Source organism: Streptosporangium minutum, assembly GCF_002149035.1.
Lineage (GTDB): Bacteria > Actinomycetota > Actinomycetes > Streptosporangiales > Streptosporangiaceae > Streptosporangium > Streptosporangium minutum.
This window is the reverse complement of record NZ_NGFP01000001.1, coordinates 40716-53278: the sequence shown is the minus strand read 5'-3', so window position 1 is coordinate 53278 and position 12563 is coordinate 40716. Positions and strand designations below refer to the sequence as shown.

At 69.1% G+C, this 12563-nt stretch carries 8 protein-coding genes and 2 CRISPR repeat arrays (2 of these 10 cut by a window edge); all 8 genes read right to left on the bottom strand.

Translation table 11 applies throughout. The features are described from left to right. Window positions 1-765: direct repeats of the CRISPR family, unit length 29 nt; unit sequence CGGCTCACCCCCACGGGCGTGGGGAGGAC (it extends 1094 nt beyond the left edge of the window). Window positions 766-778: 13 nt separating this feature from the next. The 8 genes from cas2e to CA984_RS00220 are packed head-to-tail and all read right to left on the bottom strand — an operon-like array spanning window position 779 to window position 9510. Further along, window positions 779-1117 carry a type I-E CRISPR-associated endoribonuclease Cas2e gene (gene cas2e, locus CA984_RS00255; RefSeq protein WP_086566460.1) on the bottom strand — a complete coding sequence of 113 codons (339 nt, stop codon included), beginning with the start codon at window positions 1115-1117 and terminating at the stop codon, window positions 779-781. 3 nt (window positions 1118-1120) lie between these two features. Then, window positions 1121-2056 carry a type I-E CRISPR-associated endonuclease Cas1e gene (gene cas1e / locus CA984_RS00250; protein WP_207620604.1) on the bottom strand — a complete coding sequence of 312 codons (936 nt, stop codon included), beginning with the start codon at window positions 2054-2056 and terminating at the stop codon, window positions 1121-1123. A gap of 41 nt (window positions 2057-2097) precedes the next feature. Then, window positions 2098-2724, bottom strand: coding sequence for a type I-E CRISPR-associated protein Cas6/Cse3/CasE (gene cas6e, locus CA984_RS00245; RefSeq protein ID WP_086566454.1), 627 nt, complete (start codon window positions 2722-2724; stop codon window positions 2098-2100). Beyond that, window positions 2721-3458, bottom strand: coding sequence for a type I-E CRISPR-associated protein Cas5/CasD (gene cas5e, locus CA984_RS00240; protein ID WP_086566451.1), 738 nt, complete (start codon window positions 3456-3458; stop codon window positions 2721-2723). The genes cas6e and cas5e overlap by 4 nt, the downstream gene beginning before the upstream one ends. Next, window positions 3455-4579 (bottom strand): type I-E CRISPR-associated protein Cas7/Cse4/CasC, encoded by a 1125-nt coding sequence (gene cas7e / locus CA984_RS00235; protein WP_086566449.1) that lies wholly within the window; start codon window positions 4577-4579, stop codon window positions 3455-3457. Before cas7e ends, cas5e begins: the two co-directional genes overlap by 4 nt. After that, a complete protein-coding gene (casB, locus tag CA984_RS00230) occupies window positions 4576-5196 on the bottom strand; it encodes a type I-E CRISPR-associated protein Cse2/CasB (RefSeq protein WP_165781044.1) in 621 nt (206 codons plus the stop codon). Before casB ends, cas7e begins: the two co-directional genes overlap by 4 nt. Beyond that, window positions 5193-6746 (bottom strand): type I-E CRISPR-associated protein Cse1/CasA, encoded by a 1554-nt coding sequence (gene casA, locus CA984_RS00225; protein WP_165781043.1) that lies wholly within the window; start codon window positions 6744-6746, stop codon window positions 5193-5195. Before casA ends, casB begins: the two co-directional genes overlap by 4 nt. Window positions 6747-6780: 34 nt before the next feature. Beyond that, a complete protein-coding gene (locus tag CA984_RS00220; protein ID WP_086566441.1) occupies window positions 6781-9510 on the bottom strand; it encodes a CRISPR-associated helicase/endonuclease Cas3 in 2730 nt (909 codons plus the stop codon). A 297-nt stretch (window positions 9511-9807) separates the two neighbouring features. Next, a CRISPR array of direct repeats spans window positions 9808-12563; the repeat unit is 29 nt; unit sequence GTCCTCCCCACGCCCGTGGGGGTGAGCCG (it continues 445 nt past the right edge of the window).

Here is a 12563-nt window from a genome sequence, read left to right as displayed (position 1 = left end):
GGGACGGCTCACCCCCACGTGCGTGGGGAGGACTTGACGGCGCGGGCGCCGTGCTCCTTCAGTGCCGGCTCACCCCCACGTGCGTGGGGAGGACGCCGATAACGGTTCCGTTGGTGAACGTTCCGCCGGCTCACCCCCACGTGCGTGGGGAGGACACCGGGATGTGGCTGTAGTCCTCGCCGGGGACCGGCTCACCCCCACGGGCGTGGGGAGGACCGACCTGAGCCTCATGAACGGGCTGCTATGCGCGGCTCACCCCCACGGGCGTGGGGAGGACCCGGACCCGAACCGGCGTACTCGACGGCGGACCGGCTCACCCCCACGGGCGTGGGGAGGACAGCTGGGCCACCGCGATGACTGCCTGCGCGCCCGGCTCACCCCCACGGGCGTGGGGAGGACACTGTGACGCTCCGGCTGTTTCGCCTCGTGTCCGGCTCACCCCCACGGGCGTGGGGAGGACAGCTTGAGGAGATGAAGGGTTGGCTCTCTGTCCGGCTCACCCCCACGGGCGTGGGGAGGACCGCGACGTCTCAGAATAGAGGAAGTCGTACAGCGGCTCACCCCCACGGGCGTGGGGAGGACCGCCACTGTCCTAGTCATCGAATGGAGCGGGACGGCTCACCCCCACGGGCGTGGGGAGGACTGCCGAGGAGTACCGCGAGCTGGTCGCCGCCGCGGCTCACCCCCACGGGCGTGGGGAGGACGTTGTCGGGGAACGGGACGATGACCGCGATCTCGGCTCACCCCCACGGGCGTGGGGAGGACACTTCTTGACCTGCTACTTCACAATCGCACTTGAAGTTTTCAACGAGCCGGACGCGTCGTTCAACTCGCCAGCGGCGAACCTGATCAACTGTAGGCCGTCGAAGTCGATCACATGGCGGCGGCGCTGCCCTGCTGTGCGCATCGCGAATCCCTGCTCCGTGTCAGCCGGGTGGATGAGGACCGCCAGGCCGTCTCCCACACTCGCGCTGACCGCTGCCCAGAGCTCGTCGCGGACCCGGGCCGACACGGTGCCGACGAAAAGTCCTGGGCAGGGTTCGATCAACCAACGGGACAACGCTCCTCCGACGTGGTCGGGGATCGCGGTCGTCGAGATGACAAGCATCGAGGCCATCGGCTACTCCAAGGGAAGGTCGAAGGTCTCGGATCCGTAGTTCACACCTGCCGGAAGTGCACCCAGTTGGGGATCCCACAGGTGCACGAGATCGCTGTTCCGGTCGATGGGAGAGTGACTCTCGCCGCTGGGGTCGATCAGCGCCTGGATGTCGGCGACGATCTGCGGCATGAGCTTGAACGCTCTGAAGTCCTCGCGGAGGCGCCTGCGAGCTTCTCGCTCGGGGTCTTCGGAGGCATGCAGCGAGAAGGCCAGCGGAATGGTGATCCGTGCCTTGTAGATGTCGGCGACGTCGTACACGAAGGCCATCTGGGTGCCGCTGTGGACGAAGCCCAGCGCCGGAGAACAGCCGAGGGCCAGGACTGCCGCGTGGACGACGCCGTACATGCATGAGTTGGCGCCCGACAGCGCCTTGTTGACGGGATCCTGATCATCCCAGGCGTCCGGATCGTAGTTCCGTCTGAACCGCTTGATCCCGTGCTTCGTCGCGAGTAGTCGGTACAACGCTTTGACGCGCTGTCCTTCCATTCCGCGGAGCTGGGCGAGAGACACTCCGGCCGGTGCGGAGGCGGAGCCGAAGCGCGCCTCGTACATCCGGACCGCCACCTCCAAACGGCTCTTGTCATCGGCCCAGGCACGCACCTGTTTCTCCAGCCAGGCGGTGGTCAACGAGGCCGGCATGATTCCGGCGTAGCTGCGCACCCCGCCCGCCCCGACGCACACGAGCGAGGTGCCGTGCCGGGCGATCGTTGCCATGGCCGGCTGGGTGATCGATGTGCCAGGGCCGAGGAGTATGCACGCCAGGGCCGCGGTCGGAATGTAGACGCGGTCGGTTCCCTGGGAGGACTCGACCTGGGCGCAGACTCCTGTGTCGTCCTGCACGATCCGGACCGCCTCGGCATAGAGAAAGGACAGCGAGTCCGAGATCCGGGGCAGCATCGCAAGCGTGGGAGCGGCGAGTTTACGCCGGGCAGAGCTCGTCACCGTTGCGCCAGAGCGAGACTGAGGAGCCCGCAACCGTACGCCTTGCCGCGGCCGATGCCCTGGAGGACAGCCATGCGTACGGCCTCCGGGTCGGTCACCACCGCGCTGCCGTCGAAGCGGACGACGGCATGCCGGACGGAGCCCTTCGCCCGGATGTCCTTCTGGGACTGCGAGGACACGGTGGAGACGGCCAATCCGTTGGCGGCGGCGCGGGCCACCCACCACTCCTCAGCCGCGGCGCCTCGCAGTGCCTGGATCTTTCCCGTTTTGGGGCCGGCGTTCTTGCCCAGCCTCTTGGAGGGGTTGGCGTCGATGCGATAGTGCACTGAAACGCCCATCGTGAGCCGTGACAACAGCCCGTCCAGCTCGCGTAGGGCGATCTCCCCATAGCCGTCGGGCAGCCGGGAAAGGTCCGGCTTCATGCTGCTCTGGACCAGCAGTTGCAGGCCGTTCCGGGTGTCCTCCACCCGGAACAGCACACCGGCCTGGGCTCTGGCCTCCTCGCCCATCTCGTCGGGGACCAGCAGCATCATCCGCTTGTGGAGACGGTCGGGGTCGGCGAGGTCGTTGTTGACGTCTTGCCGCCGCAGATCGGGCAGGATCCGGACCAGCCAGGCTGTCACGACTCCTCCTCGATATAGGCGGTGAGGTGGTCCCAGAAGGCGTCCCCGGACTTGCATAGTTCCCTGGGAAGCGTCCGGGTAGTGATGCTGACCGTCCGGATGCGGTAGCGCCGGTCGTGCCGGTTGAAGCTCTCCGGCACGTCTGCTAGCTCGGTAACCGCGTCGGCCGCGTCCATGGTGCCCTCGGTGACGAACTCGGCCGTGGGCTCCTCTTTCTCCCGGAGCCGACGCGTGAGCGGCGTCTTCGTCTCCAGATGAGCCACGGGATCGTCGACCTGGCACAGCAGCAGCGGCTGGTCCGGCGGGCAGGAACGCCGCCCCAGATATGGCTGCCAGTGAGGCCGCCGCAGCGCCTCGGCGAGCTCGCCCAGGCGCTGCTCGGGGCCTTCGACGGCGACGGTGAACGCCGCGTCCGACAGGTACTGACGTCTGGTGACCATCGTCGCCGTGTCGCGCGAGCGCTGCGTGCCGTCCGGCCGCGGCACCCCGCGGGGGAGTCCGCCGCCGATGGTGTGAAAGTCGACCATCTGCACGCCAGGCCGGTCGACGCGGACGGTGAAGCGCAGCGCCTCGTAGGCCTCAAGAGAACGGCCCCGGCTCACCCCCTCGGCGGAGGCCAGCAAGCCGATGAGACCGGAACGGGTGGGGAAGCGGAGACTGTCGCGCTGGGTGAAGACGCTGTGCTCGCCCCATGACTGCAGCGGGCCGGCCAGCCGCAGCACCAGACCGCTCATGCCGAGGTCTCCCGGTGGGCGGCGGTCACCGCGCCGTCGATCAGCTCGGCGAAGGAGTCCACCGGCGCACCCAGACCGTCCAGCGGCTTGTCATCGACGCACGCGTATCCCCGGTGGACGACGCCAGTGGTGCCCCACAACTTCTCCAGGCGCCCGGCGTGGTGGGCCAGCTGCCGGCGGGAGGGGGCGGCGATCCCGTGCTCCGGCCGGACGGGCGCCTCGAAGGCCGCCGCGAAGGAGATCGGCCGGTCACTGCGGACCACGACGTGCACCAGGTCGGGAAGTGTGTTCGCGGCCGAGGAGGTCTGCTTGCCGGTCGGCAGCGAGGAGACGAAGGCCCGCAGGAACTCGCCGGTGAGCTCCCGCGCCATCGCGGCGTCACCGTCGAGATTCTTCGACAGGCCGTTCAGGTCGAGGCTGGCGTATCGGTAGAACACTCCGGCGCTGAACTCGGCGCTGTTCATGTGGCCGCTGCCGACCGCGTCCTCGGGCAGGCAGTCGTCAACCGCTGTGAAGAAGTCGATCTCGGGCGCCACCTCATGCGTGGTGAACGCGTGCGCCACCTGGACGACACCGTCGACCCCGGCGCCGGGCAGCTCGGCCAGCATCCGGCCGAACAGATTGATGACTCCGTTGCGCTCCGACAGCACGGCTGCCACCTCCTCGACCGGCAGGACCGACTTGGGCTTCTTGACGCCCACGGTCTGCTCGATCGCCTCGCGGTGCTGCTCGGCCAGGTCACCCAGGGCGTCGAGCGCCGCCTTGGGCAGGTACAGCAGGACCGACGTGCCGCCCTTGTCCTCCAGCTTGAGCCCCTCCTTCTTGTTGGCGGACAGGGCGATCTGCGCCCCCGCCGCCAGGGCCGCGTCCTCGGTCCAGCCACGGTCCTGGAGCCGGGCGGCGACCTCGGCCGGGACCCGCCGGGTGCGCACCGCCGGGTCGCCGATGGCCCGCTCGACGTCCAGGCGGACGACACGCTTCCAGCACTGGCTGGAGACCCTGGTCCGGGTGGCTCCGCCGTACACCAGGCTCTTGGGCGACCCCAGGTCATCGCGATTGAGGTTGGCGAAGGGCACGGTCTGGAGCACGTGTACGTCAAGGTATCGGGGAGTGGTGGTCACTGGTTCTCGCTCTCTGAGCCGTTGTCTTCGGTCGTGTTGTTCATCGCGCGGTAGAAGTCCTGCAGCCACCCCTTGGCGACCCGGTCCCGTCCCCGCTCCCACCAGCTGAGATCCACCAGGAGGCGGCCCCAGTCCGGTGTGAGCTCCTTGGCGGCCAGCTGGCGGACGAGGCCGGGCAACTGCCGGTGCAGGCCGGTCACGTCCTGGCGGCACACCAGGTGCAGGCGCGCCTCCACCGTGACGGGGTTGAGCTTGTTGTCCCGTACGGCCAAGCCCAGCGTTCCGCCGATGCTGGTCGTGGGCCGTTTGGACTTCTCCTCGCCCTCGGGCGTCGCCGGAGGATCGAGGGCTTCGGTCTCCGGCGTCCCTCCCCGGCGCCCGACGGGCTGGGCGGCGATCAACGCCGCGACCGAGTAATAGGCGCTCTCGACGGCCCGGCCCGGCCGCGTCGGAAGCCACGGGACGACGACAGCGTGGGCCTTGCGGACCATGGGGTCGTCCACCGGCCGCCCCAGCCCTCTGCGCAGAGCGGAACGGCGTCCGGGATCGTTCTGCGCCAGCCGGCTGAGGTGGCTCACATATCTGTCGGCCTTGTCGATCGACGGGATCGAATTCACACGCGCTCCTTTGCCTTGCTCGTCTTGCCTGCCTTGCCGGTGGATGGCCGCGCCCCGAAGATCAGACCCCGTTTGAGCTCGACGGCCCGCTTGACCCGCGGCAACGGACCTCCGCTGTCGGTCACCTCGTCGTAGACGTCCAGAGCCAGGTGCAGGAAGTCGTCCACCGCGCTGTCGAACCTGCGCTCACGCACCCGGCGCCAGAAGACCCGCTCGGCACGGGCCCAGTAGCGGAAGGACCCCTGCGCAGGCCATGGCCCCTTGGAGATGTCCTTCCGCTGCGGCTTGCCGTTCCCGTTGGACGGATCGTTGATCGCGATCCAGGCGTCACGCAGCGCCCACTCCAGATGCCGCTGCACCCGCTCGGCCGCCTGCCGCATGTCGCTGATCGCCCGCGCCACCTGGATCTCGTTCGCCAATGCCAGCAACGCCGGAGTCACCCCGACGGTCCACTCCTTGTCCCTGGTCTGGCCGTCCTGGTCGAAGCCGAAGGCCCGGGCCCGCAGCACCGGCAACAGCGTGCCCCGCAGATCCTCGATCGCAGCCAGTACGGCGGGCCGGCGGCGGTGCTCGTCACCGACGTCTTCGAGCAGCAGCGAGTCGAAGTCCCGCCACAGCGCCCGGCTCGCGTCGGCCTGGCGGGCGTAGAAGGCGCCCTCCTTGTTCTGCTGGTAGACCAGGTACGGATCGTCGGCCGGGAACTCCTTGTCGCGCCACGCCCAAGTGATCCACGCGTCGACGACCGACTCCTCGTCCGCGGAACGCTCCAACAGCACCGCGTGCTGGAACCGCCCGGTCAAAACCCCGCCCAGGCCGCTGGGGCGCGGCGGCACGCCCAGCGGATCGGGAAGCTCGTCGGCCTCCCAGGGGGCGAGGTCGACCCCTCCGGTGTCGTAGAGGTGGGCCGGAGGAATGCCGGCGATCAGCGACTCGAAGACCGTACGGCCCAGCGGATGGAACGAGATCGTCCTGCGCAGTGGACCGGCCTTGCTGTTCCCGCCGGAGATCCCCGCGACCACCCGGGGCGTGCACTGACCCGACGGGCCGTAGTAGAGCTGCGTCAGTAGATGGAACACCGCTTCACCAGCGGGAACCGGCGGAGGATCCAGCGCGGTCGCATGGTTGAACCACACCTGGTTGTTGCCGGCCGGCCGGGACATGACGAGCTTGTTGACGCCCGAACTGCCCTTGCACTCCTCCCGGAGCCGAGGATCCTGCAGCCATGGCCGATGCGCGTCGAAGAGGTCGAAGCGCCCCGGATACCGCGCGAAGTACTCCGCCACACTGTCCTGGTCAAAACGGCGGTCCTCCAGGACTTCTGCCTGGCGCTCGCCCCAGTCGTAGGCGCTCAGCGTCATGTCGTCCAGGCCAGTCATCCGCGCCGCCATCACGGTCAGCACCCGCCACAGGCCGGACGCGCCCGGAGGCGGAGACGCTTCGATATCGGTCAGCTCGTGCGCGCACTCGAACAGCTCCCGCAACCCGATCTCTCGGCGCGCGTCACCCTCTCGGACTGACAGCCACTTCCGAGTCAACAGGTCATACGTCACGGCATTCCTCTCTTCTACGTAGTGAGGACCGGTCTCAACCGGCCGTAGCGGGAAACTCCGACAGGCCCAGCTCCGCCGACAGCCACAGGCTCCGATCGCCGAGCAGACCGGACATCTGGTCGCCGGACATCCGGACCACGACGAGGTCACTGAGGTGCGGGCTGTCAGCCCAGGCCGGCGGCGCCGCGTTGTCGGCCGACAGGCCGCTCAGCCACGTTCCCGGCACCGGGATCGTGTTACTCATCACCAGCCGGACCTGGTCCTTGGTGAACCACTTCTTCGCAGCCCCGCCACCCGCCTCGACGACGGGAAGCGGCTTGTCACCGAGCATGAGTTGCCCGTCGGAGGCGACCGTGCAGCAGACGACCCGTCCGGAGTCGGCACCCAGCCGGGTCGAGAGCTCGCTCACGAAGTCGTCTCCGCTGAGCTGGCTCAGATCACCGACGCGACCAGGCGTGGGAATGGCAGCCATCTGCGCATACAGGTCCTTCGCCTGCTCGTCGGCCAGCCGGGCCACGTCGTCGCTGAGGCAGGGCGAGGTCTCGTCGTCGAAGTTTTCGTCATACACCTGGTCCACCAAGCCCTGAATGGCTCCAGGAATGGCCACCACACCGTCCGGCAGGCCCGCCAGCGCGTCGTGGGTACGGCGCAGCAGCGCCCTGGGATAGACATAGGGCCAGGCGCGGGGAATGGCCAGGGTCCCTTCCTGCCCAGCGGGAGTCAGCACCACCAGCCGCATCAGATCCTTCGCCCAGGCTGGCCGCTTCCCATCGAGCGCCGGGTGCCGCTGACAGCGCCCCGCCCGCTGGAGCAGCAGGGCGATCGGTGCCAGGTCACTGACAACGACGTCGAAATCCAGGTCCAGGGACTGCTCGATCACCTGCGTCGCCACCAGGATCGCGGCCGGCGGCCGACCGTCTCCGGCGTCCTTGCCGAACCAGCCCACCATCTCCTGAGTGATCTGCTCCCGGCGCTGTGCCTCGAACCGCGAGTGCAGCAGCCTGATCTCCGGCGGCTTCCGGCCGGCTGTCTCCGACCTCCGCACCCAGTCCCGCAGCATCAGGTAGGTCTGCTGGGCCTCGGCGACGGTGTTACAGATGACCGCCGCACAACCCCCCTCACGGAGCAGCGGAGCGAGAATCTCGCGGAGGGCGGGGAGCCGGCCAGGGTGCCCGTCCGGAGCGATCGGAACGTCATGGGTCTCGACGCGCAGAGTCCGTTCCCTGCTGTCCACCGGCACGGACACGGCCGCCCGCGGGCTCACATAGATCCACCCCGGGTATGTCACCTCGGGCACCTGTTGGTCACGGCACCCGGCGCCCGCCAGATAAGCCTCCGCCAGCCGTCGGCCCACCGCCACGGGAAGCGTCGCCGACAGGAGCACGACCGGCACCTCCAACGCGCCCAGCCAGCCCAGCAACGTCTTGAGCAGGCCCTGCATGTAGGAGTCGTAGGCGTGCACCTCGTCGACCACGAGAACTTTCCCCACCAGGCCGAGCATTCGCAGCACGTTATGCCGTCCTCGCAGGACCGCCATCAGCGCCTGGTCGATCGTCCCCACGGAGAGGTTGGCGAGCAGACCGCGCTTGCTGCCGCGCAACCAACGAGTCGCCATGGGGTCGTGGGTCAGCACGCCGATTTCCTCACCCTCGGGCGAGTAGGCGGCATTCAGCCAGGCCATACCGTGCAGCAGAGTCAGCGAGTCGGCACCCTCGATCCGGTCGCGGCGAAAGCCGTCCACCCGACGGAGCATCTGGTCGGAGGTGGCCATCGTCGGCAGGCCTATGAAGTAACCCGGCCGCCCCGAGGCTTCACCCATCAGCCGGCCCGCATGCAACGCGGCCTCGGTCTTGCCCTCGCCCATCGGGGCCATGATCAGCAAAAGGCCGGGATCGCCGTCGACGAGGCCAGGGAGACTCTCGCTGATCGACCTCTGCAGGCCGTTCGGCTGGAACGGAAAGTCGTCACTGAACCCACCCGGCTTGAACGTCAACCGCCCCAGGCCCGCCTCCCGCAACAACTGCGGAACTGCAGATCGGCTACGCGTCAGGTGACGTTCAAGGCAGTCCGCGTCACCGCGCTCCGGCAGACCGGCATCGATCCGCTTACGCAGGAAGTCATCCTGGCTCACCAGCCAGTCCGCGAGGATCACCAGGCCGCAAGCAAGGGCCCCGCCCGCATCGGACACCTCCTGTGGCGGCTCAGGGCGGCCTGTCAGCTCATGCACCACGGCGGCGATGATCTGGCGCTGCTCCTCCCACCTGCCTTCCCCCAACGCCGGCAGAGAGCCCAGCGGATCACGGAACTCATGGTGGTTGAACGGAGAGAAAGTGCCGTGATGGCCGCCCAGCAGCTGAGCGACCCGGATGGCGGGAGACGGTGTCCTGCCGACTTTGTAGCCGAGCGCCGACAGGAGCTGCCCCAGCCAGACATGCGCGGCGAACGCGTGGCCCTTGGGAGTGGCGTTTACCTCCGGATAATCAGCAAGCTGGCTGAACCCGATTTTGTCTTGTTCCTGGAAACAGGACATGCACTTACAAATATCGTGTAATCCGGCCCAATACGCGAGCAAAGACCGGGCGTGCAGCTCATCAGTTCCCAGCCCACCCGCCAGGGAGGTGCGCAGGCCGGGAGAGAGGTAGTGATCCCACAGGGCCTCCACCGCTGCGGCGGAGTCGAGAAGGTGGCAGATCAGCGGATACCGCGTCGGAAGCCCTCGCGACTTGCCCCACAGGGCGAGGTCAACGTCCAAGGGGTCGTCCATCTCCACTCTCCATGGCCAGGCTGGGGCCGCCGACAGGTCGGCGTCCGTCAGTCGGATTTACGAGAGATCACTGTAGAGACAGCCACCGACATTTCATCTCAAACGAAGAATGTGAAAATTATTCAATTTCCATTAGCCGCATTTGTGAACTTTTGTGGTGTTGGTGGGAATTTGCGATCATATGAGCACCGGGGATGCGTCTCCTGGGGAGGGGTAGGCTGGTTCGCGATGCTTTCGACCACATGTTCGGCCTGCCGAAAACTTCAAGTGCAAATGTGAAACCGCAGGTCGGGAAGTGTCCTCCCCACGCCCGTGGGGGTGAGCCGCCCAAGGCCCCATGCTCACGAGCAGGATGCGAGTCCTCCCCACGCCCGTGGGGGTGAGCCGCAGCGGGGCACCGCATCACAGCGAGGCTACGGGTCCTCCCCACGCCCGTGGGGGTGAGCCGACATCGGCATCGGCTCCGACCGCGGCCGGTCCGTCCTCCCCACGCCCGTGGGGGTGAGCCGCCACGCGTCTCCCAGGTCTCCAGCAACGGGACGTCCTCCCCACGCCCGTGGGGGTGAGCCGCAGCTGATCGCGCTGGAACAGCAGCTGGCCGCGTCCTCCCCACGCCCGTGGGGGTGAGCCGGGCTGGACGCAGCGCGGGCTCGCGGGCAGCGCGTCCTCCCCACGCCCGTGGGGGTGAGCCGACAGCGACTGCAACGACATGACGCGGTGTCTCGTCCTCCCCACGCCCGTGGGGGTGAGCCGCTGACCGAGCGGGCCGCCTCGGTCGGCATCGAGTCCTCCCCACGCCCGTGGGGGTGAGCCGATCCCCGGTCAGGAACCACCCTCTTGGCCGAAGTCCTCCCCACGCCCGTGGGGGTGAGCCGCCTGAGCGGAGGCAACCGGGAGCTTGTTGGGAGTCCTCCCCACGCCCGTGGGGGTGAGCCGCCTGAGCGGAGGCAACCGGGAGCTTGTTGGGAGTCCTCCCCACGCCCGTGGGGGTGAGCCGGATCATGCTGTGAAGGGAGCTTGATCATGGCGGTCCTCCCCACGCCCGTGGGGGTGAGCCTCCGCCACAGCTTGCTCGCCGCGGCCCAGGCCCGTCCTCCCCACGCCCGTGGGGGTGAGCCTATGTGGCCGAACGATGGGGGATGGCCCGCCAGGTCCTCCCCACGCCCGTGGGGGTGAGCCGGTGGTTCGCCCTCGGTCAAAGGAAGCGGAACCGTCCTCCCCACGCCCGTGGGGGTGAGCCACTGTGTAGGGCTAGTGCACACTCCTGTGTAGAGTCCTCCCCACGCCCGTGGGGGTGAGCCGATCGGAGTGGCCGCGCACTCGAACCCCGGTAAGTCCTCCCCACGCCCGTGGGGGTGAGCCCCTACTGGGACGGGGATGACATGTCACGTGGCGGTCCTCCCCACGCCCGTGGGGGTGAGCCGGAGCAACCTCCTCGTACCGTCATCCCGCCGGCGTCCTCCCCACGCCCGTGGGGGTGAGCCGCCAACTGGGCACACACGGTGGACGCCGACACCGTCCTCCCCACGCCCGTGGGGGTGAGCCGACAGGCCCCGCTTCCGAAGGCCCAGTAAGAGCGTCCTCCCCACGCCCGTGGGGGTGAGCCGGACGCCCTGCGTGATGTCCAGGACGCCCAGGAGTCCTCCCCACGCCCGTGGGGGTGAGCCGCCAACCCTGGCCTCGGGACGTCGCCGACCGTCGTCCTCCCCACGCCCGTGGGGGTGAGCCGGTCTACTCGGATCTTGTCGCCGCGCACCCGCCGTCCTCCCCACGCCCGTGGGGGTGAGCCGACATGACGTGGTGGCGACGTACGCCCGACGCTGTCCTCCCCACGCCCGTGGGGGTGAGCCGACATGGTCGTGCGCGCGGCGATCGCCGCGAAGGTCCTCCCCACGCCCGTGGGGGTGAGCCGACCGCGTGGGACACCGTCATCCAGCCTGCCTTGTCCTCCCCACGCCCGTGGGGGTGAGCCGGCGTCGTCGGATCTGCTCGATCTCATCGCCCAGTCCTCCCCACGCCCGTGGGGGTGAGCCGCGTGCCGCTGTGAAACGCCGGTAGGGGAACGGGTCCTCCCCACGCCCGTGGGGGTGAGCCGTCCCCGCGGCTTGACCTCCTGAATCACGATCCGTCCTCCCCACGCCCGTGGGGGTGAGCCGTCCGCGACTGGAGGTCCGCCTGCTCGGTGTAGGTCCTCCCCACGCCCGTGGGGGTGAGCCGGTGCCCTTCCCGTCAGGGCGTGGCAGACGGCCGTCCTCCCCACGCCCGTGGGGGTGAGCCGTGGGTGAGGGAGTCGATGACGACTGCGCCGAAGTCCTCCCCACGCCCGTGGGGGTGAGCCGGCCCGCGACCCGTTCCGGCGGATGCTGAAGATGTCCTCCCCACGCCCGTGGGGGTGAGCCGTTGCCGCGTGATCGTCCGGTGTGGCGTCGTGAGTCCTCCCCACGCCCGTGGGGGTGAGCCGCCTCCCCGATCGGACATACCAACGCAAGAGGAGTCCTCCCCACGCCCGTGGGGGTGAGCCGTTGCTTTCGGACCCGCCGGACCTGTCGCCCGCGTCCTCCCCACGCCCGTGGGGGTGAGCCGACGGGTCGCGGCGACATCGGTCCACCAGTCCCGTCCTCCCCACGCCCGTGGGGGTGAGCCGTGACGTTGCCGGCCTGACGCCCCTGCCCTTCGGTCCTCCCCACGCCCGTGGGGGTGAGCCGGCCGCGACCGCGAGCCCGGCCGGCGTGAACCTGTCCTCCCCACGCCCGTGGGGGTGAGCCGACGCTGAACGAGATGGACCACCAGCAGCAGAAGTCCTCCCCACGCCCGTGGGGGTGAGCCGGGTCTCGTGTGACGCTGACACGGACTTGGGACGTCCTCCCCACGCCCGTGGGGGTGAGCCGATGTCAGGCGTCGGGATCGACACGGTGCCCGTGTCCTCCCCACGCCCGTGGGGGTGAGCCGGCGACGGCGACGATCTCCGGCGCCAGCCTGGAGTCCTCCCCACGCCCGTGGGGGTGAGCCGGCCGTCAGCGTTCGCTCCGGGCGCCGCCCACGGTCCTCCCCAC

Bases quoted from the DNA above. Each gene is read 5' to 3' on its own strand.
- cas1e (WP_207620604.1), bottom strand. From the start codon at position 2,056: ATGCTGCCCCGGATCTCGGACTCGCTGTCCTTTCTCTATGCCGAGGCG.
- cas5e (WP_086566451.1), bottom strand. From the start codon at position 3,458: ATGAGCGGTCTGGTGCTGCGGCTGGCCGGCCCGCTGCAGTCATGGGGC.
- cas2e (WP_086566460.1), bottom strand. From the start codon at position 1,117: ATGGCCTCGATGCTTGTCATCTCGACGACCGCGATCCCCGACCACGTC.
- CA984_RS00220 (WP_086566441.1), bottom strand. From the start codon at position 9,510: ATGGACGACCCCTTGGACGTTGACCTCGCCCTGTGGGGCAAGTCGCGA.